The 20359-nt window shown below is 35.2% G+C and carries 19 protein-coding genes and 1 pseudogene; 13 read left to right on the top strand and 7 right to left on the bottom strand.

All coding sequences use genetic code 11. From position 1 onward, the window contains the following. A partial coding sequence (locus MOC86_RS11905) for a reverse transcriptase domain-containing protein (protein WP_268584408.1) occupies positions 1–689 on the bottom strand: 689 nt, incomplete at its 3' end. Between the two features lie 730 nt (positions 690–1419). Then, entirely contained in the window at positions 1420–1905 is a 486-nt protein-coding gene (locus MOC86_RS11900) for a GntR family transcriptional regulator (RefSeq protein ID WP_268584407.1), read from the bottom strand. 122 nt (positions 1906–2027) lie between these two features. Between MOC86_RS11900 and MOC86_RS11895 the strand changes: the two genes are divergently transcribed. Both MOC86_RS11895 and MOC86_RS11890 read left to right on the top strand, forming a co-directional pair. After that, positions 2028–2630 carry an FMN-binding negative transcriptional regulator gene (locus tag MOC86_RS11895; RefSeq protein ID WP_268584406.1) on the top strand — a complete coding sequence of 201 codons (603 nt, stop codon included), beginning with the start codon at positions 2028–2030 and terminating at the stop codon, positions 2628–2630. A gap of 184 nt (positions 2631–2814) precedes the next feature. Further along, positions 2815–3666, top strand: a complete 852-nt coding sequence (locus MOC86_RS11890) for a dihydrodipicolinate synthase family protein (RefSeq protein ID WP_268584404.1) — start codon at positions 2815–2817, stop codon at positions 3664–3666. A gap of 66 nt (positions 3667–3732) precedes the next feature. Here the strand turns inward: MOC86_RS11890 and MOC86_RS11885 are convergent, their stop codons facing one another. Next, positions 3733–4629: a LysR family transcriptional regulator gene (locus MOC86_RS11885; protein WP_268584402.1), complete on the bottom strand. Its 897-nt coding sequence runs from the start codon at positions 4627–4629 to the stop codon at positions 3733–3735. Between the two features lie 127 nt (positions 4630–4756). Between MOC86_RS11885 and MOC86_RS11880 the strand changes: the two genes are divergently transcribed. The 7 genes from MOC86_RS11880 (at position 4757) to MOC86_RS11850 (ending at position 12630) form a co-directional block, all read left to right on the top strand. Next, the gene (locus tag MOC86_RS11880; RefSeq protein ID WP_268584401.1) at positions 4757–5959 is read left to right on the top strand and encodes a YbfB/YjiJ family MFS transporter; all 1203 of its coding nucleotides are present in this window, start codon (positions 4757–4759) and stop codon (positions 5957–5959) included. A gap of 41 nt (positions 5960–6000) precedes the next feature. Beyond that, positions 6001–7086 (top strand): NAD(P)H-dependent flavin oxidoreductase, encoded by a 1086-nt coding sequence (locus tag MOC86_RS11875; protein WP_268584399.1) that lies wholly within the window; start codon positions 6001–6003, stop codon positions 7084–7086. Positions 7087–7760: 674 nt separating this feature from the next. Beyond that, positions 7761–8813, top strand: a complete 1053-nt coding sequence (locus tag MOC86_RS11870) for an alpha/beta hydrolase (protein ID WP_268584416.1) — start codon at positions 7761–7763, stop codon at positions 8811–8813. A gap of 262 nt (positions 8814–9075) precedes the next feature. Further along, a complete protein-coding gene (locus MOC86_RS11865) occupies positions 9076–9894 on the top strand; it encodes a mechanosensitive ion channel family protein (protein WP_268584397.1) in 819 nt (272 codons plus the stop codon). 463 nt (positions 9895–10357) lie between these two features. Then, positions 10358–11482, top strand: coding sequence for an FAD-dependent monooxygenase (locus MOC86_RS11860; RefSeq protein ID WP_268584395.1), 1125 nt, complete (start codon positions 10358–10360; stop codon positions 11480–11482). A gap of 310 nt (positions 11483–11792) precedes the next feature. Continuing rightward, entirely contained in the window at positions 11793–12050 is a 258-nt protein-coding gene (locus MOC86_RS11855) for an HPr family phosphocarrier protein (RefSeq protein ID WP_268584393.1), read from the top strand. 292 nt (positions 12051–12342) lie between these two features. Then, complete coding sequence (locus MOC86_RS11850) at positions 12343–12630, top strand: hypothetical protein (RefSeq protein ID WP_268584392.1); 288 nt, start codon at positions 12343–12345, stop codon at positions 12628–12630. A gap of 473 nt (positions 12631–13103) precedes the next feature. Here MOC86_RS11850 and MOC86_RS11845 read toward each other — a convergent pair whose 3' ends face one another. From MOC86_RS11845 to MOC86_RS11835, 3 genes are all read right to left on the bottom strand, one after another. Beyond that, positions 13104–13811, bottom strand: coding sequence for an SDR family NAD(P)-dependent oxidoreductase (locus tag MOC86_RS11845; protein ID WP_268584391.1), 708 nt, complete (start codon positions 13809–13811; stop codon positions 13104–13106). 147 nt (positions 13812–13958) lie between these two features. After that, positions 13959–15128: an MFS transporter gene (locus tag MOC86_RS11840; protein ID WP_268584390.1), complete on the bottom strand. Its 1170-nt coding sequence runs from the start codon at positions 15126–15128 to the stop codon at positions 13959–13961. 264 nt (positions 15129–15392) lie between these two features. Further along, positions 15393–15800: a MerR family transcriptional regulator gene (locus MOC86_RS11835; protein WP_268584415.1), complete on the bottom strand. Its 408-nt coding sequence runs from the start codon at positions 15798–15800 to the stop codon at positions 15393–15395. Between the two features lie 529 nt (positions 15801–16329). Here MOC86_RS11835 and MOC86_RS11830 point away from each other — a divergent pair. Together MOC86_RS11830 and MOC86_RS11825 are read left to right on the top strand one after the other, a co-directional pair. Beyond that, positions 16330–17274 carry an alpha/beta hydrolase gene (locus MOC86_RS11830; RefSeq protein ID WP_268584388.1) on the top strand — a complete coding sequence of 315 codons (945 nt, stop codon included), beginning with the start codon at positions 16330–16332 and terminating at the stop codon, positions 17272–17274. Positions 17275–17328: 54 nt separating this feature from the next. After that, positions 17329–17421: pseudogene (locus tag MOC86_RS11825) on the top strand (aldo/keto reductase); the annotation flags it as partial. Between the two features lie 894 nt (positions 17422–18315). Here the strand turns inward: MOC86_RS11825 and MOC86_RS11820 are convergent. Continuing rightward, complete coding sequence (locus MOC86_RS11820) at positions 18316–19014, bottom strand: copper homeostasis protein CutC (protein WP_268584387.1); 699 nt, start codon at positions 19012–19014, stop codon at positions 18316–18318. A gap of 335 nt (positions 19015–19349) precedes the next feature. Between MOC86_RS11820 and MOC86_RS11815 the strand changes: the two genes are divergently transcribed. Beyond that, positions 19350–19802 carry a MarR family winged helix-turn-helix transcriptional regulator gene (locus MOC86_RS11815; RefSeq protein WP_268584385.1) on the top strand — a complete coding sequence of 151 codons (453 nt, stop codon included), beginning with the start codon at positions 19350–19352 and terminating at the stop codon, positions 19800–19802. Positions 19803–19827: 25 nt separating this feature from the next. Further along, positions 19828–20346 carry a GNAT family N-acetyltransferase gene (locus tag MOC86_RS11810; protein WP_268584384.1) on the top strand — a complete coding sequence of 173 codons (519 nt, stop codon included), beginning with the start codon at positions 19828–19830 and terminating at the stop codon, positions 20344–20346. Positions 20347–20359 lie beyond the last annotated feature (13 nt).

The following is a 20359-nucleotide window of genomic DNA, read 5'->3' as shown; positions in this document are numbered from 1 at the left end:
TTTTTCGGAGGTCTCCCTTGCGGTGTTCCCTTACTAGGGATTCCTTCGCCTTTTATTTCAGATTTAAGAATTTTAGATAATACACACAGAAGGGATTTATCTCGAACTCCCAAGGTCCATAATTGTTTTAACAGTTTGCCATGATTAACGTTATCAAAGAAACTTTTGATATCAATATCCACACAATAATGCTGTCGACCAACATTCATTAAGCTAACCATACGACTAAGCGCATGATGGGCGTTTCTATTTGGTCTAAACCCATAACTGTGATTATGAAATTTTGCTTCACATATAGGTTCCAAAACTTGCAGAATGCATTGCTGAACAAGTCTATCCCAGATGGTGGGGATACCTAATGGACGCATACTGTCACTACCTTCTTTGGGTATATACACTCTTTTGACAGCCTGTGGTTGATAATTATTTAATCTCTTACGGACTTCTTTAATAATTTTTGAATCATTAAGAAACCAAACATCCTTGATTGTTAATCCATCGACACCTGCGGTCTTGCTACCCTTATTGGTTTTTATATTTCGATATGCTAATCTAATATTTTCTTCTAAACCGATGAAATTCATTAACTTATAAAAATTGTTACCGTTAAGACTCGAGGAATATAACTCGTCATACTTATCTTGCATGTTGTAATATTCACTATGTCTTATCTTGGTTTTCTTCAACATGGGCTGTAGCCTCCTTTTGCTGAGGAGCATTACTACATCTCTTAGTCTTACTCGAATCCATGTTAACCGTAGGTAACTTAATTAGCCTTTAATTGACTAGTGGCTATCCCTCCACGTTCATTAGACGCTTCTCAGGTACTGTTCCACCACCTTCACTACTATAAATCTAGGTTATACAACTAACTAATATCATTAGTGCTTTCCCTAGAAACGCTTCGTCAGAAGCAAGTCTTCAGCGTTAGTAGCTTACCACGTTCCATTATTCCTATCTGTACATATACACTGTTAGGTTTCTCCTATGAGCCTGCTACCTTGATATTGCCTAAAACACTATATGGACGTTCATAAAGGAGAGTTTTACTAGCCCACAGTAGCGACACTATTTGTGTCAACATACCTTTCGATATGCTTCCGATATAGACCCGTACCATCGGAGATTCGTCTGCATTTTCAGAACTCGCAACTGCCTTATCATGCATTCTAACCATAAGTGTTTTATAGACTCCCGGCCTATAAGCTATACCATCCACCTCTGGACAGATTTCGTGTTATCAAACTTACGATAGCCCTCAGCCGACTTCACCGAGCTTCATACCGTTAGATTCTTGCTAATCCAACCGCATGTCGGAGGATCAGAGGAAGCCCTTCAGGGCGTTACCCCATCATTTGACTTCTCGGAATAACAGTTCATTATTGAACGAATCAGTTCAACAATGCCTAAGCTTTTCACTTAGGAACGTGTCGCACCTCCTTGTGGATGTCCATATAACAATAAATGATCTTGTTCATGTGCAAGACTCTTCAAAGTTAACTGACGCCATAATTTAAATGGAAAATGAGTTAAATCTATATCACCATATTTGAAATCATATTTAATCTTTATTGATTTACCTTCATGAGCATTCAACTCGTTGTTTGTAGTTTCTCTGACACCAGGACTATAAGGTTCCGTTAACAACATTTCATTTTTGATCTCTTCAACAAATAATCCTTTTCTCTCCTCATTTCTAACATATCCTTCCGTAACAAGCTGTTGGTACGCAGTATTAATCGTATTACGACTTAAACTTAGATGGTTTGCCAAATTTCTTTGAGAAGGCAACTTACTATGAGGAGGAATATTTCCTTTTTGTATTTCCTTTCTCAGATACTCATAAAGTTGAAGATATAAGGGCTCTTTTTTAGTACTATCTAAATTTGGCATTATCTCTAACATCATTTATCTCCTTACCAAACTGGTACCTAAAAATTCTTATATTCTGGTTCTTTTTATAGTTCCAGTTTCTTTATTATAATGAGTTTATATTTTAGTCATTACAAAGTCAAAGGAGTGTCTCTATGTATATCCCACCCCATTTTAAAATTGAAGATGATGAATTGATTTATGACATCATTCAAGATTATGGATTTGCTACTGTTTTCTCGAAACATGAGGGAGAGCCTTTTGCTACTCATATTCCCTTGATGATAGATCAAAGCAGGGAATATCTATATGGACATTTTGCACGCCCAAATCCTCAATGGAAGGATATTCGTGACCAAAGTGTTCTGGCTATCTTTCACGGACCTCATTGTTATATTTCATCTTCTTGGTATGAATCAAATCGATCTGTACCAACTTGGAACTACTTAGCGGTTCATGTATATGGAAAATTTGAATTTATAGAGAGCAAGGAACTAAAGAAATCCTTAAATGATTTAGTGGAAAAATACGAAGTACCTAACAGTACTTATCAGTTAGATGAGGTTGATGAGAAGTTTTTAGAAGGTATGACAAAAGGAATCGTAGGTTTTAAAATTAAAATTGAAAAAATTGAAGGAAAAGCAAAATTGAGTCAAAATCATTCAGTGGAACGGAAGAATTTAGTCATTCAGGAGCTAGAAAAATTCAAAAGGGAGGATGAACAAAAGATAGCATCTTATATGAAAGATTATTTGTAAAAGGAATTACTTCTAAGGAAGTGAATTTTTCTGTTCAACATGTGAGATATCTACCATGCCAATGAAGAGCGGTGAAAGATCCTAAGGTGATCCTAAGTTATTTAAATAACGAAGATATATGTAGATGAATCTGAAGAACATTTAGATAGTGACGTTAAAAGATAAAAGGAAAGAGGATGTCGTTATGTTACAAGAAACATTTCATGTTGCTGTACCAACAGGGTTCTTTAAAGATGAATCCCTAAATATTCAAGGAACAATAGAACATATCAGATATTTGTATAATCAAGGAGTAAAGTCTGTTTTGGTCTGTGGCTCTACTGGAGAGCAACATAGTTTAACACTTAAAGAGAAAATTGAGATACTAAATCATTTAGTTTGGGAAGAAGAACTTATTAATCATATGGAAATTATATTTGGTGTATCATCCATTAGACAGCTAGAAGCAGAAGAATTAGCAAAGAGGATTTGTAATACAAAAGTAGCAGGCATTCTGCTTGGATATCCACCTTATATTTTACCTACACAAGAAGAAGCAATCATTTATACAAAGAGAATTATCAATCTTAGCCAGAAGCCTACTATTTTATATAATAATCCTAAACGAACTGGATTTGACTTATCATTAGAAAGTATTATTGTCCAGTTAAGTAAGACAAATTATGTGGTAGGAATAAAAGAAGCTGGAAATAAAGAAAGAGTTGCTTCTTTAAAAAAACATATCAAAAGAAATGATTTTTACTTTTATGCTGGGGGAGAATTAGAATTAAAAGAAAAAGTATTAGAAGGGTTTAATCGACTTTCTTCAATTACAGGGAACATCTTTCCTATAGAATGCAAGAAATGGTTTAGTAAAATACTTACTAATCAAGAGATAACTGAGCAAGAGCAAAAGAAGGTGAAAACTATTATTGAACAAGTATATCAAGGAAGTCCTTTAGTAAATATAAAAGAAACGATAAATCAAAAGGGGATTTTATTAGGGATTTGTAGAAGTCCACTTGGAAATGTGGAATTAAAGAAGCCTACTTCATAGAACAGTAGGCTTCTATTCTACTGTTGTTCGGTTTTTAGTGAACATAACACACATTCCAGCTAGTTTTTAATTTCTCTTTTCTTCACAAGTTATAGATGACTTCTCTTCTTGGAATAGCTCTATGAATTTAAGAAGAGGTGTAGAGAAGGTATTATCAGCACGATGAATAAAAAATGTATCAACTAAAGTGAATTCTTCAGGGAGAGAATAATGGGTAATCTCTTCTAGATGACTATATTTTTGGACAATAGACAGAGGAAGTAAACTAACCCCTAGACCAGCTGCTACGCAACCCATAAGTGCATCTAAGGAGCCGAACTCCATAACTTTGGAGGGTCTAATTCCTTCTTTATGTAACCAATTCTCAAGTTTTTGGCGGTAAGAACAACCTTTATGTAACACTAACAATGTTAAGTTACCAATGTTTTCTAACTTTAAAGGATAAGAAGGTAACAAACTACTAACTAATACTAATTCTTCTCTGAAAATTTTTTTGGCAACGAGATCAGGATGCTGTACAGGGCCAGAAACGAATGCACCATCTAATTTATAATTTAATACTCCTTCAATATGCTGAGCAGTAGGACCAGTCTTTAAAGTTAGATCAACTTTTGGGTAGGTAGAATGATATCTTAAGATAAACATAGGCAAATGAACAGCAGCTGTTGTTTCCATTGACCCAATATATAACGGACCTTGAGGCTCTTCTTCATCCCTCATGACTTGTCTAGTTTCTTCAAAAAGACGAAAAATTTTATCAGTGTAGGTTAATAACAAGTCTCCCTTTGTTGTTAATGTAATTCCCTTATTATGCCGATAAAATAAGACTGTCTGTAAGCTACTTTCTAATTGCTGCATTCGAGTTGTTATATTGGACTGTGCATAGTTTAACTCTTTTGCAGCCTTCGTTATACTTCCATGCTCAGCAACTACCTTAAAAATACGCAATGATTGAATATCCATGCTTCTTAACACCTTACTTCCACTTGCCATCTGTTTGAGCGATGGCAAATATCTTTTTTTTGAATTATACCATATGGGTAAAATTATATATGATAAATATGCAGCATCTTTTGTAAGGAGTGAAGAAATGGATAAAAAACAGCTCTCCTTTTTGACAGGGGGGTTACTTGCAATGGCGATAGCATTAGGCATCGGAAGATTTTCTTATACGCCTATTTTGCCCCTTATGCAGCAGAAATTTGAGTTTTCCGAAACAATTGCTGGTTATCTGGCTTCAGCTAATTATGCAGGTTATCTAATTGGAGCAATTTTAACTGGCCTATTTTCCATGAGAGCAAGAACGGTTCCTGTTTTAAGACTAAGCCTAATTATTGGGGTAGTGACAACGCTCCTTATGAGTTTGACTACCTCTTATATAGGTTGGGCAATCCTTAGGTTTCTATCTGGAATATGTAGTGCCATTGTTTTTGTCTTAGCTTCAAGCCTGGTTTTGGGGAAACTAAGAGGGATAGATAAGACAAATTGGTCTGGTTTTTTTTATATGGGACCTGGCTATGGAATTTTCCTAACAGGTATTTCTATTCCGCTGTTCTATAATAGTTGGGGCTGGAAAGGAGCATGGATTGGTTTATCTGGATTAAGTTTATTTTTATTAATTGTTGTCTTTCTAACCTTTAAAGAAACTCCTCGTTTCTTACATAACAAAAAAGGCAAGGCATTTCAAAAAAACTTAGTTCCACCAAGAAAATGGCTACCTCTCTTGATATTGGCTAATGGTTGTGAAGGCCTAGGATATATTGTAACGGGTACATTTATTGTCTCAATTGCTCAGAATACACCCTCTTTCCATTTTGACTCTTCCATAATTTGGACGGTCGTTGGTGTAACGGCTATTCCATCTTGCCTAATATGGTCATCACTTGCTAAAAGATGGGGATTTATAAAATCATTAGTTCTAGCTATGTTATTACAAGCAGTAGGAGTTAGTATTCCTGTGTTTTTTTCCTCGTCGTTTAGTTTGTTTACAAGTGCAGCGATCTTTGGAGCCACTTTTATGGGGATTACGTCCCTTGGAGCTACGTTACTAGGAAAAATGGTACCAACAAATAATAGCCGAATAATGGGGGTCTTTACAGCTGCTTATGCAATTGGACAAATGATTGGTCCAACTCTTGCAGGAGCTCTTTCAGAAGCTACAAGTAATTATCATGCTTCTTTATTGGGAGCAGCAGGAATTATCCTTATAGGGGCGATCTCACTTATTTCGGGATTAAAATATGAAAGGAAAAAAGAATCAAAAAGCAAGTCACGGCATTTATTTAAATTTTAATGCAAACGTTGTAACTTACTTCATAATCTGGAGGGGAAAAGATGAATTTAGATAATCGTGTTTGTGAAGTTTTAGATATTGAAGTACCCATCATACAAGCTGGTATGGCCGGGGATAGGATTACAACTGTAGAGCTCATTGTGAATGTATGTGAAGCTGGAGGCCTTGGGACATTGGGAGCTGCTTATATGCAGCCAGAGGATATTCGGCAGACAGTGCAAGAAATTAGAAAACATACAGATAAGACATTTGCAGTGAACTTGTTTGCTACTGATATGATAGATAATACAGTTGGTATGGAAGAAGTTCAATATATGTTAGATACTATGCGAGATGTTTTGCATATTAAGCGTAGTGGCCAAGAAATCAAAACTCAAAATTTATTTAAAGATCAATTTAAAGTATTAGTGGAAGAACAAGTACCCGTCGTGAGTACAGCTTTTGGCATTCTTCCCTCTTATGCTATGAAAATAGCAAAAGAGCAAGGCATGAAGGTTATTACAATGGTTACAACGGTTAGAGAAGCTTTAGAAGCTCAAGAACAAGGTACAGACATTATTGTAGCACAAGGAAGTGAAGCTGGTGGTCATCGAGGAACATTTGATATGAATGAACATCCTAATGGAGCTAATATTGGGCTCTTCTCTCTCGTTCCTCAAGTAGTAGATAGAGTTAATATTCCCGTCGTGGCATCTGGTGGAATTATGGATGGAAGGGGATTAGTAGCAGCTCTAACTTTAGGTGCAAGTGGTATTCAGATGGGAACTGTATTTCTAGCTACAAAAGAGTCTGGAGCACATCCGTGCTATAAACAAGCTCTATATGAAAGTGATGAAGAAAGTACTGTTATTACAAAGAACTTTTCAGGTCGCCCAGCAAGAGGAATAAAAAATGCTTTTATTAAGGAATTTGATCATTCTAAGATTCAACCTTTAGCTTTTCCTACACAAAATGCTGTGACAGGAGATATTCGAAAGGCTGCAGCTAAGCAAAGTAATAAAGAATATATGTCTTTATGGTGTGGTCAAGGAACACGATTACTGGAAAAAGATAAAACAGCAACAGAGATAATTAATACTACTATGCAACAAGCAAAAAGCATTTTAACAACATTTAATTATAGCTAAAACCACCAAACAAGCCTCTGGAAAAGAGGCTTGTTTGATGAATCAATATATTTATATATAAATGTATTGGTTCAGAAATTGGATCCCAGTTAACATAATAGATCTTATCCGAAGTAAAAAAGGCGTAAAACCATTGAGTGACAGAGGTTTTACGCCTTTTTTCTTTTCCTCAAATATACTTTTATGGACATTTACATTGAGCTTTAAAGTAAACTTTAGAAAAATCTATAATATTAGAGGAAAAATAAAAATTCTAAAAGTCTAAAAAATCCCTTGCCTTAGAGACGGCTCTAACAATTAAACTGTTCTTATGAATTTTGAATATTTTAAAAATAGTTGACTGATGTGATACTACTTATTTATTAGGAAAGGAGGAAATCTTTTACGTATAACATTGATTACTAATTAAAGAAATAATTGATAAAGAACTTTTACATTTAAAGATGAAGAGTTTTCTCAAACTTCTTTTAATACACCCTATTAATCTAGAGTTAATATGGAGTTGTACTATGGAATACGGACATATTTTAACTTGTTTAGAGAGGCAGCAGACTAAAGGATATATTTCGTACAACTTTTAATTTGAACAGAATAGTCATCACATCAGCCACAGCATGGGAGGGATTTAAAATGAAAAAAAATCTATTATCACGTGTGTACTTACAGTGATAGCAATGGCATTGCTTTTATCTGTGACTATCGCTACGTCTATGACTGGCGTTGAAGCTACATCCACGACCGACGTTGCATACAAGCCGGACATGTCCAATGGAGCAGACAACTTTTACAAGAGCAACAAGGTAAACAAGAAGAAGGTTTCGTTTGAAAATCAATACAACATGAAAGTTGCAGGGAATCTTTATATTCCCAAAGGTTTGAATCGGAACACCAAAAAGTCCGCGATCATTGTCGGGCATCCTATGGGCGCAGTAAAAGAACAAAGTGCGAATCTGTATGCACAAAAAATGGCTGAAAAGGGATTCGTTACTTTGTCCTTGGATTTGTCTTTCTGGGGAGAGAGTGAGGGGCAGCCTCGCAACGCTGTTTCGCCGGATATCTATGCTGAGGATTTCAGTGCTGCGGTGGATTTCCTAGGAACCAGGCCGTTTGTTGACAGGGATCGGATTGGTGTTCTCGGGATTTGTGGCAGCGGAAGCTTTGCCATCAGCGCGGCCAAAATCGATCCGCGTTTGAAAGCCATTGCGACAGTCAGTATGTACGACATGGGTGCTGCCAACCGTAACGGGCTTAAACACTCGCAGACTCTCGAGCAGAGAAAAAAGATTCTCGAAGATGCAGCAGAGCAACGCTATGTGGAGTTCACAGGCGGTAAAACCAAATATACCAGTGGGGCCGTACATGAACTAAATGAAAACTCTACTGCCATTGAGCGCGAGTTTTATGACTTTTACCGAACTTCAAGAGGGGAATACACGCCTAAAGGTTCATCACCAGAACTTACAACACACCCGACGCTGACCAGCAACGTCAAATTCATGAATTTTTACCCATTCGAAGACATAGAGACGATTTCTCCTCGTCCAATGCTTTTCATCACGGGTGAAAACGCTCATTCCAGAGAGTTCAGCGAAGACGCCTACAAGCTGGCGTCCGAACCGAAGGAACTCTACATTGTTCCAAATGCAGGACACGTTGATTTGTACGACAAGACGGATTTGATTCCATTTGACAAGTTGGAAGCATTCTTTACTGATAATTTGAAGTAACCATCGCTTCAAAGTAGGAAACTGTAAATTTCTCATATAATTAATAAAACAAGCAGCCATTTCTAGCTGCTTGTTTTATTTTTATTTCACTTTTCATTTACATTATATTATCGGCAATATAATCAATCTTCAAGAAGCGGGGATAATGCTTCTGTTTTTTATGAAACCATGCTATTATCGTTAAGGTTTGTTGAGAAAGGAAGGTTTTTGTCCTTAAGGGCATTTTTTTGGTATAGTGTAAAAAAAGTAAGGAGTTGATAGGTTGTTTTTCTCTGGACTGTTCCAGCAGTTTCCTGTAAAGGTTTTAATTGTGGCGCTGCTGATTATACTTATAGTTTATTTTATCCGCAAATCCATCAAGCTTTTCTTTGACAAAACGAGCTTCTTGGATGAAAAACGAGAAGAGACGTTGATGCATTTTTCCAACCAGGTGACAAAAGTATTAGGACTGGCTTTGTTCTTTATTTATTTGCTTAGCCCTTTCTTCGAGATGACAAAGCTTATCACGGGTTCGGTCGTGTTTGCAAGTGCCTTGGCATTGATCTTCCAACATATCATCCGCGATTACATAATGGGGCTGACCTACTTGTTTGAACGCCAGCTCCATCACGGGGATTATGTCATCCTCAATGGAAATCGTCAGGGGAAAATAGAGGAAATTAGCATGCGCTACCTAAAGATTCGCCAGTATGACGGATACCTCTATACAGTCTCCTATAGCAACATCACGGAACTTCAGAACGGGAACCGAGGAAGGCGCCGAGTAAACGAAAGCCTTGTCCTCAACTATAAGCAAAATCCGGATGATGCCTTCAAGGTGATGGAGGAAGTGGCACGAATATGCAACGAGAAATACGGTCAATATCTGTTAAAAGATGAGAACGGAGTTCCCGAGGAGAGTTTTCAATTCAACCAAATCACTGAACTGAACGTGGATTTCAGAGGTCACCAATATTCATTATCAGCTCTTGTAAAGGAAAATGATTTTGTGGAAGCAAGTAAAAAGGTGAGATATGAACTGGCAATGGCTGCCTACAAGAACGACTTAATGATGGCTGAGAGTCCCAACACAAGCAATTAAAAAATAAACGAAGACTACAAAACGGATATAGAAAAGGTAAAACGGATGGAGATTTTTTGAGCGAAAGCGTTCCGTATGGCAAAAAATACAACACGTACCTTGTCTATATCCAAGTTTTTATAGTTAACATATGTTGATTATCGATATTATAAAAAGCCTTATTTAAAATAAGACCTTTTCTTTTTACATAGGTATACTTTTATGGACATTAACTAAATTAATTTTAATCCTTATCTTCATTTATATACTTCATTTTTGTAGATTGTCCACATATTGCTAAAAAAATAAAGTCTTAATTTTATTTTTTCTATCATGTAAAATGCCATATATATCAATAAACTTAGTGAATATCTTTATGAAGTAGTTAATTTATATCTAGATTGGTCTATTTAATTTTGACTTGTCTATGTTACTTCCATATTGAATTCTTATAAGTATCATGTAAGGAAAGGTAAGTGTTAATATGCAAGAAAAACTGAGAAATGCTGTTGTGGTAGGGGCAGGTATTGGAGGGTTATCGGCTGCTATTGCTTTAAGAAAAACGGGTCTAAATGTAACTGTATATGAAAGAAATGAAAAAGATGCTCCGTCAGGTTCTGGCATTACCCAACCTCAAAATACATTTAAAGTACTTAAAGATTTAGGTATATATGAAGATTGTTTAAAATCTGGAGTACAACTAGATTATCTAGAAATTATGGACAAGGAAGGAAATTTGCTTCTTGAAGTGAACCAGAAATTTATGAATGCGGATGGACCAGGAAGAAATTCAATTTGGAGATCAAGTTTAAAAGATGTTCTTCTTTCTAAAGCATTATCGCTTGGAGTAATAGTAGAATGGAAGAAAAATTTTACTACCTACCAGGAGAATCAAACAGAGGTTATCCTATCTTTTGAAGATGGAACTCAAGTCTCAGCTGATCTTTTAGTGAGTTTCGATGGGATACGATCTCAAGTAAGAGATATCATGTTAGGGAGAAAGGTTACTCCTCAATATTTAGGAATGGGGGCATGGAGAGTTCCTATAACGTTCGAAAAAAATGCAATCTCGAAAAGAAGCTACATGTTGCTGAACGGGAACACAAAAGTCGGAATCTTTCCTTTAACAGATAAAGAGGGATATCTATTTATTCTAAAGCCCGTTCCTTCAGACTATTGGGATGATGAAAAAAAACGTTACCATACTGTTAATGAAATTTTAAAACATTTTCATGGCAAAGCTGATTTCATCAAAACTTGTTTTAACAAAGATACACCCATCATTTTCAATCTTATTGAAGAAGTCGTATTAGAAGAAAAATGGTATCGTAACCGTGTAGTAATTGGTGGAGATGCAGCTCATGCTAGTGCCCCTAATTTAGCCCAAGGAGCTGCTATGGCTATGGAAGATGCTAGTGTTTTAGGAGAAGCACTCTCTAATAAGTCCTCTTTAGAAGAAGCACTTCATTCTTATTACGTAAGAAGATTTCCAAGAGCTCGTGTTATTCAATCGTTATCTGCTGAACTTCTTAAAAATGAGTTAGAAGGTAATTTTGCTCAAGAAGAGATTATAGCTAAAAGCGATTGCATTCTACAAGAAGCTTACTAATCTCCCGTAGAGGGTTTTTTGTTATGAAAAGTTATTTAGAATAAAGAAGTTAACATAAAACATGTTCGATGAAGTGAAAAGAGCACAAACTCGTTAATTAATAACGGATTTGTGCTTTTTTATTTGCGATATTTCCCAATTTACGTAAAATAAACAAATTTTTTCACTGTTAACACTTGTCTTAGAGTCCACTCTAATATTTAAAATATCGATATACGTCTTAAAGAAATCTTTAGCACAACGCTAGTTTCATGACCAACCATACAGATTAGGGGGAAAAAATAAGCGGAAGGGAATAAGGTGAGAAAATATGTTAATGAAAAATCTTATAGTTCAACTACCACGAGGACTCCAAGCGAGACATACAGCTTTATTTGTACGAAAAGTTTCCTCATTTAAAAGTGAAGTCATTCTTTCTAAAAGCGGAAAGGTTGCCAATGGAAAAGATATTATGAAGATTATGGATTTAGTAATTAAAGAAGGAGATGAAATCACTCTAGTGGTGTATGGATTTGATGAACAAGTGGCAATGAAAACCTTAAAAAAATATCTTTCAAACCTTACATAAATATAATGAATAAAATCTTAGAAACCATACGGAGAGTCGAAGAATTTCAGATTTGATAAACAAGTTTTCAATTTTATATTATTGTTCTTTATAAATAATATTTGAGTAGTTTTCTTGCTTTTTGTTAGGTCTTATTATTTAAATTTGCTACTATCATCGATACTCTAATAGTGACAATATTATCTACATGTAGCAGATTACTTTGTAAGTTATAGAAAGAATATTAAGACCCGTATCTTATAGGTCTCAGTTTTTTATGAAAGGATTCATATAGGATAGGAGGTTTCTTAGATTGAAAAAGTATAAGTGGGGAATGATGTTACTAGTATTAGCATTCTTTATAGAATGGTCTTACAATTTTCTGAATTATGAAAGAGAGATTGCTAGGAACTTCGCAGACAAACTCTTCTCTTATCCACTTCCTCCTAAAACAGAGATTACAGATAAAGGTTTTGACTACGAAGTTTTATATGGAAAAGCTCTTTGGGGGAGTAAAGATAAACCCACACCCACGGTCGTTGCTTACATAAGATTATCATCTAAACTCAGTGAAAAAGAATTAATGGACTACTATAAGTAAAACAATGATGTAGAGTCTGGCATTAGTTCTTTAAAAGGTTTTGAGATTTATTTTGAAGGGGAGATAGAAAACTAAGCAACACTCATGAGTGAGAAAGATTGGTATGAAAAATTAAATTTGAATAAAAGAAATAACGAAGAAAACCCTCTAGAGCTTATTGTTCAGGTGAAAAATATATCTAATTCTAATTCGATAGAAATTACTTGTTCCTAGGACTAGGTAGAAAAGGTGTCTCAATTATTGTTTGATTTTTGGAGCTCTAAGCATAGTATTCATTAGTAAACTAAATTTTTTATTATAGGCAATTAGGAAATTACTGTAGATTCCTCAACAAAATTATAGAAAAGCCAATCATCCTAATTAGGATGATTGGCTTTTTTTCTTTAATAATTGTTTTTTAAACTATAACAATTGCAAAAGACAGTTTTATAAAATCACACTGGAACACCAAATCATTTACTCTTGCTATATTTCTACCAATCGATGTGTTTTCCATCTCTAAAAAATTCCCCGTTAGGTCCTTCAGGTCCAATCGTCGCTAACCAAAGAATAGATTCGGCTGCTTGTTTAGGAGTTTTTGGAGCAGATGGTCCCCCCATATCTGAACTTACCCACCCTGGATCGACCGCATTTATTTTAATATCACCATTAATTTCTGCAGCTATCAATTGTGTCAATCCATTTAAGACAAGCTTAGACAACTTATACGCTCCTACTCCTTGATAAGACATTTCGCTTAACGCCCCATATTCTGAAGAAACATTAATTATTCTTCCATAGCCTTGTTTTTCCATAATGGGAATGAAGGAACGGATGACATGGTAAGCGCCGAAGAAATTCGTTCCCATCGTTTTCTCTAGAACAGAAGGGTCCATAGCCACTAATTTTTTATTTTCATCCAAATACACGCCAGCATTGTTAATCAATACGTCTAATCTTTCATACTGCTCATCTATTGTAACCATAGCTTGGCGAATGCTTTCTTGATTATCTACATCCATCACTACAAACGACACATCAAGATTTGACTCCTTAAGTTTTTGCACAGCTTCATGACCCATTTTTGGATTCCGACTTGCTAAAATGACTTTAAAACCATTCAACGCCAATTGTTTGACCAGTTCATATCCAATACCTCGATTCCCGCCGGTGACAAGTGCAACTTTAATATCCTTTGACATTTTAAATCCTCCATTCTTAAACTATTAATCTTATAATCTTTTGCTAGAGTAGATCTACGCACCCTAGAAATTTAATAAAAGAAAGTAGGACAGGGAACATAAATTAATCATGCACAGGGAGCTCTTAAAGAATGTTGAATGTATTCCTTATTTAGAAAGTTGTTTTGTAGGATTATACATGTAGTTTCTCAACAGAATAAATGGCAAACTTAATAGCAATGATAATACACCCACTACTAAGATGTATTGTGTACCTAATCCTGATATAAATAATCCACCTACAGCTGTACCCATTGTTGTTCCTAAGTTAGCAGACGTTACAAACAATCCATTAGCGAAATCAGGAGCTTCTGGGGCTGCAGACGTAATCCAATATTGATTTATATTATTTCCTATACCAGCTAATATTCCCCAAACTAAAGTCATGATAGCCATAGGTAAAGTAAATTGTCCGATTAAGAATAATATGATGTAAACGACTCCTAATACGAATGGGAAAGAAACAATAGATTTGATGGCATCTTTAGTGAGTAACTTTCCTGCCACAATGTTTCCAATAATGTTTGCCCCACCGAATAGAACTAACATGACACTAATGGATTTTCCAGAGATATTTGTAATCGTTCTAAGATACTCAGCAAGATAACTATATACTCCAAATATGGCTGAATTGATTAAAAGGACAGTAACAATGGAAAGCCAAGTAGGTGTTTTTTTTAATACGCTTACCTGTGCTCCGTAAGAAAGCCTTTCTTTAACTGGCATAGAAGGGAAAAATACTAAGGTAGCAATGAATACTATAGCATTCACAATAGCGAAGAATAACATCGCTATTTGAAGCGAAACGGTACTAGCAAGAAGACTTGCGATGGGTACACCAAGCACCATACCTGCAGATACACCCATAAGTACCTTAGCAACAGCTTTTGGAGCTTCTTCCTTGTGAACTAAATTAGCAGCCACTGTAAAAGCAGCTGAAAAATAAATGGGATGAAAAATGGCTGGAATTACACGAGCAAGGACTGCAATCGTGAAATTTGTTGCAAATAGAGAGACAATGTTACTTAAAATGAAGATACCCAATACAAGTAGCATGGCCTTCTTGCGATTCACCCCCGAAAATAATAACGGCATAATTAAACTACATATTGAAACCGTAAGTGCAAACACACTCACAAGTAATCCTGCTTTTGATACACTGACATCAAAGTGATTCGCAATGGAAGGTAATATCCCTATAATCCCCATTTCAGTATTTATAATGCCGAAAGTTCCTATGGTTAGTATAACTATTAATAAATTATTTCGTTTAGCCAAAAAAACAACTCCTATACTAGATATCTTATTTAGTTGGACGAATCATCATTTCGTTTACTACGACCGTTTAATTACAGGACCCAGTTATAAAACAAATTTTATTACCAAACAGGTTTTTCACCTCCCGTAATTATCATTAGCATCATTTACACGAGTAAAGTATAAAAGTTACAGTCAACTCTAACGCAAGAGAAAGTTTTAGAAAAAACAAAAACCACCTGGATTTCATTTGTATAGTTTGAAATCCAGGTGGTTTTCTATTAATTAGAACTCCGCTATTTTATCGTTTTTATGAATATCTTCCGTTCCAGCATCTAATGCCGTCTTGTAATACCAGCATTTATGCTCGATAACTTCCATTGTTTTTTTTAGTTCTTCCATCTGGGCCTCTACATTAGCCTTTCTTTCCATAAACATGTCATATCTTTGTTGCAACGTAGAATCCCCATCAGAACACCAATCAATAAAATTTTTAATTTCTTTAATAGGCATCCCAGTGGCTTTTAGGCATTCAATTACTTTTAAAGCGTTGATATCGGATTCTTTAAACAATCTTGTTCCATTGGGTCTCCGTTCTACAAAAGGCATAAGTCCCTCCTTATCGTAGTAACGCAAGGTATATGGTGTAAGATTCAATTCGTTTGCCACTTCACTAATAGAATAGGTCTTCATCATTTATCTCCTCTTTTTAGATATTTTTAGTTAGAGTTAACTCTAATTTTTGTGAATAATCCTATCACGCTATTTGTTAAATGTCAAATTCGGAATATAGGGAAAATAGAAATTGCCTCTGTTTAACAAAAATATACTTACTTTAAAAAACGAATGTAGATAGTTGTAGGCCATATGGATAGAGGATATGAAAGTTGTATCGGCACGAACCTTTTAAAAAAATATAAAATAATCACTTGACTTAGAGTTAACTATAATGTTTAACATGGTTTTGCAAGAGAAGAAGTCAGGATAAAAATGAACGAAAGGAAATTGTAATCTTAGTTATTCATTTATATCCGATACAAGCACATTCTCTTAAAAACTATGCATGATAGGAGGTTTTTTAGGATAACGGCTTAAAGCATGAGCTGTCGATTTGGACGTGGAGTATGGGTTCGTGATTGATATCAGTACAATGTGAGTTGTGTCATTAATAAATTCTCCATCAATCTTAATTTTTATTTAACATGAAAGGATGTTATTCAATATGTCAAACTATATTTTTAAGTTAAGCGATAAGGTAAAAAGGAAATCAGTTTTATACAACAACAGATTTGGAATCAAAATTGCGGCAGACCTCTACTTGCCAAAAGACTTTGATGAGTCACAGAAACACGCAGCCGTTATTATAGGAGCACCCTATGGTGGCGTGAAAGAGCAGGGTTCAGGTATTTATGCTCAAAACATGGCAGAGCGTGGTTTCGTGGCTCTTGCATTTGACCCATCGCACAACGGATACAGTGGGGGAGAGCCACGACACCTTTCTTCAGCTGATCTATTCGTAGAAGATTTCAGTGCAGCCGTTGATTATGTAGGTACGCGTCCATTTGTAGATAGAAACCAAATTGGTGCCATTGGTATGTGTGGTAGTGGTGGTTTTGCGATCAGTGCAGCGCAGGTTGATAGACGCATCAAGGCTATAGCTACGGTCAGCATGTACGATATATCCCGTGCGCAATCCAACGGCTTTAAGGACTCATTCACCGAAGAAGATCGCAACGCGATACTCGATGCTATTGCCGAGCAACGCTACGCGGAGTTTGAGGGAAACCCTCCAGCGCTGACCGATCGAGGAGCGCCTATTGGATTTGATGATAATACAGACCCTATCGGTCGAGAGTTTGGCGAGTTCTATTCTACACCTCGTGGGTACCACCCAAACTCCATTACTCAATTTACGGTGACAAGCAGCATGTCATTTATGAACTTCCCTCTGCTTACGCACATTAAATCAATTTCACCGAGACCGATTTTGTTCATCATGGGGGAGCATGCTCACTCACGATACTTTAGTAAAGATGCTTACGAATTAGCAGCAGAACCAAAAGAACTATACATCGTTCCAAATGCAGGGCACGTTGATTTATACGACAAGACGGATGTGATACCATTTGACAAGTTAGAAGCTTTCTTTACCGAGAATTTGAAGTAACCATAGCTTAATAGGATCTCCTTATCTCATTCAGTCGGGCAGGAGTCTGCGAAGATTGCGACATTAGATACGAAAGAGAGCTTATTCTTTTCACATAGAGATCCTGAAATGGTAAAATCGCTCAGTACCCGTAAACTTGATATTTAATATTCTTATTTAACATAACGAATGAAGTAAGAAGGGGAGCACAAACATTCCCGATTTCTTGGAAGGATTAAAATTTAATAAAAATATTGTAAAAGAAAAGAGAACATTAGGAGTAACCATAATGTTCTCTTTTCTTTTTTGAATTTAGCCAAATACTTAAACTCATTTACAAAAAGAATATTTAATACCTTTGCTACTAATGAGTAAAGGATTCTTTTCTATAAAGAGGATTCGAGAAGAATAACATATTATAACGATGAAGTATCCTATCTAGATAACATTGAAATAGTTGCCCCTCAAAGGGACTTCCTATCTTAAACTTGATGAAATATAGTTAAGTGATTATAATGCCAATAAGTTTCTGAGCGGATTGGATTATGGAAAAGGGTGTATACGCATAAAAAAAATCAGTTGATTTGCATGATAGTGGACTTGAAGATTTTGTGAAAAAAACTATATTTACTTGGAGAGCGGGCGATGATACTTCTTGTTAGAACTACTTTGAATTTCAAAGAGTGTTAGTAGTATTTTTTATCACAAATTCGTATTTATGGATAGCGTTTTTCAAGAAGATATCAAATAAAAGAAAGGCTAGCGCTCTTACTACAATCCCGTTTCATATAATCAAGATTTACATCCTGTACTTTAATGATTAATATTTGGGGCGTAGAAAATAAGATATTAACTATTTCCATTAAACGTGCACTGCATAATCAGAAAAACTAACAGTCAGAAAAAATCCTGTTCTTCAAAGAACAGGATTTTTTCTGACTAAGTTTTTAGTTAACATAAGCTAAATTATAAGGGGTTCCCTTATTTAAAAATGATCGCTTGTGTCAGAATATAAATTCATTATGCTTGTTGGCATCCCTATATCACATGTTAGAAAGATTTTTATATTGATTTTCTCTCTTCATCTTTTAATATTTGAACAATTTCTTTCGCTTTTGCTAGATGAATCCCTTCGATCAGACTATGGTTTTTTCGCACAGCCGTACCAAAATGATAATACCCCGTTTTTACTGTTGAATGAACAGAAAGAATATTGCTTGTATTTAACCCACCTCCAACCAAAATTGAAATATGCTTACACACTGGTTTCATTTTCTGAACGGTTTGCAAGCGACTGGAAAATTCATCATTTCCACCAGAAGTTAAAATAGTTGTTATTTCTTTGTATTGGGCTAATGTTTTAGCAGCTTGAACGGGATTGATTGTATAATCAATTGCCCGATGAAATGTAACTTCTATACCATTGCATTCCATCAATAACTCTTCAAGCATGTGTTGGTTGACTTCATGTTTCTCATCCAACACTCCTAGTACAACACCATTTGCACCTAATGAACGGATTATTTTTATATCATTTTTCATGATCGAAAAGTCGTCATGAGAGTAACGAAATGATTGGCTATGTGGCCTTACCATCACATTGACTGGAATGTTTACACGGTTAACTACGGATTCGATTAAAGAGTGACTTGGTGTTAAGCCTCCTTCTGTTAAAGCGGATACTAACTCAATCCGATCTGCCCCCGATTGTTCAATTAATAGAGCATCTTCTAACGTTGTCGCAATAAATTCTATGAACATAGTATCAACCTTCCTTTTATGCTGATTCCTTCTCTTCTTTATCTTTTTGACGGTAAAAGACTTTAATAAAAGGATACCATATCAACTTTCCTTCGATTAAGAAAACAACCTTTAAATTTTTAAAGGATATTCTCTTATATATCCTTAAAAATATAACGAATGATTTTCTGCTTTAAATGAGTTGGTAGAATGCAAAATATTACATAATGTAATGATGCCTTCACGTTTTTATTATTTACAACCTATTTTTTATTGCAAATGCAATAAATTTAAGTTAAATTTATTATATGATATTTTATTGCATTTGCAATAAATTATATACTAAGGAGTGAATTATGAAGGAGATTCTTCGTGAAATTGGAATGATAGCAAGGGCCTTAGATTCTATAAGTAATATAGAATTTAAAGAATATGACCTTACAAAAGGGCAGTATTTGTACCTTGTGCGAATATGTGAAAACCCAGAAATCATTCAAGAAAAGTTAGTTGAGATGATAAAAGTAGATCGAACCACAGCCTCTCGTGCTATAAAAAAACTTGAAATGAATGGCTTTATTGAAAAGAAAGAAGATAAACATAACAAAAAAATTAAAAAACTCTTTCCAACAGAGAAAGGGAAAAAGGTATATCCATTTATAAAAAGAGAAAATGATTATTCCAATATCGTTGCCTTAGAGGGATTGTCCGAAAGAGAAGTAGAAACCATTTTCCATCTTCTTCAAAGAGTAAGAAAAAATATAGAAAAAGACTGGGAGCTTGTAAAAAAAGGCAACAAGAGAAATTATTGATAACATAAAGGAGCGACTGATTATAATGATGATAAATATAAAAAAATGTACCCTTGAAGATTTACGAAAACTTCAAGAAATTAGTTATGAAACATTTAATGAAACTTTTAAGCATCAGAATTCACCTGAAAATATGGAAGCCTATTTGGAAAAGGCTTTTAACTTAGAACAAGTAGAGAAAGAATTATCTAATACGTCTTCACATTTCTTTTTTGTTTATGTTGATAACGAAATTGCAGGCTATTTAAAGGTCAATACCGATGATGCTCAGTCTGAAGAGATGGGGGATGAATCCCTTGAAATTGAAAGGATTTATATAAAGAACAACTTTCAAAAACATGGGCTTGGTAAATATCTATTCAATAAAGCAATAGATATGGCAATGGAACATAATAAAAAGAAAATCTGGCTAGGCGTATGGGAGAAAAACGAAAATGCCCTCATCTTTTATAGGAAAATGGGATTTATTCAAACTGGAGCCCACTCTTTTTATATGGGGGATGAAGAGCAAGTAGACTTTATAATGGTCAAAACACTCGTATAACTTCTTTTGAGAG

It is taken from the genome of Priestia endophytica (genome assembly GCF_026790145.1).
GTDB classification, from domain to species: domain Bacteria; phylum Bacillota; class Bacilli; order Bacillales; family Bacillaceae_H; genus Bacillus_I; species Bacillus_I endophytica_A.
The sequence above is the reverse complement of the archived record's forward strand: the minus strand, read 5'-3'. Positions and strand labels throughout refer to the sequence as shown.

What these genes read in the sequence shown, in the direction of transcription:
- MOC86_RS11900 (WP_268584407.1), bottom strand. Translation starts at nt 1,905, where the DNA reads ATGTTAGAGATAATGCCAAATTTAGATAGTACTAAAAAAGAGCCCTTA.
- MOC86_RS11895 (WP_268584406.1), top strand. Translation starts at nt 2,028, where the DNA reads ATGTATATCCCACCCCATTTTAAAATTGAAGATGATGAATTGATTTAT.
- MOC86_RS11890 (WP_268584404.1), top strand. Translation starts at nt 2,815, where the DNA reads ATGTTACAAGAAACATTTCATGTTGCTGTACCAACAGGGTTCTTTAAA.
- MOC86_RS11885 (WP_268584402.1), bottom strand. Translation starts at nt 4,629, where the DNA reads ATGGATATTCAATCATTGCGTATTTTTAAGGTAGTTGCTGAGCATGGA.
- MOC86_RS11880 (WP_268584401.1), top strand. Translation starts at nt 4,757, where the DNA reads ATGGATAAAAAACAGCTCTCCTTTTTGACAGGGGGGTTACTTGCAATG.
- MOC86_RS11875 (WP_268584399.1), top strand. Translation starts at nt 6,001, where the DNA reads ATGAATTTAGATAATCGTGTTTGTGAAGTTTTAGATATTGAAGTACCC.
- MOC86_RS11870 (WP_268584416.1), top strand. Translation starts at nt 7,761, where the DNA reads ATGGCATTGCTTTTATCTGTGACTATCGCTACGTCTATGACTGGCGTT.
- MOC86_RS11860 (WP_268584395.1), top strand. Translation starts at nt 10,358, where the DNA reads ATGCAAGAAAAACTGAGAAATGCTGTTGTGGTAGGGGCAGGTATTGGA.
- MOC86_RS11855 (WP_268584393.1), top strand. Translation starts at nt 11,793, where the DNA reads ATGTTAATGAAAAATCTTATAGTTCAACTACCACGAGGACTCCAAGCG.
- MOC86_RS11845 (WP_268584391.1), bottom strand. Translation starts at nt 13,811, where the DNA reads ATGTCAAAGGATATTAAAGTTGCACTTGTCACCGGCGGGAATCGAGGT.
- MOC86_RS11835 (WP_268584415.1), bottom strand. Translation starts at nt 15,800, where the DNA reads ATGAAGACCTATTCTATTAGTGAAGTGGCAAACGAATTGAATCTTACA.
- MOC86_RS11830 (WP_268584388.1), top strand. Translation starts at nt 16,330, where the DNA reads ATGTCAAACTATATTTTTAAGTTAAGCGATAAGGTAAAAAGGAAATCA.
- MOC86_RS11820 (WP_268584387.1), bottom strand. Translation starts at nt 19,014, where the DNA reads ATGTTCATAGAATTTATTGCGACAACGTTAGAAGATGCTCTATTAATT.
- MOC86_RS11815 (WP_268584385.1), top strand. Translation starts at nt 19,350, where the DNA reads ATGAAGGAGATTCTTCGTGAAATTGGAATGATAGCAAGGGCCTTAGAT.
- MOC86_RS11810 (WP_268584384.1), top strand. Translation starts at nt 19,828, where the DNA reads ATGATGATAAATATAAAAAAATGTACCCTTGAAGATTTACGAAAACTT.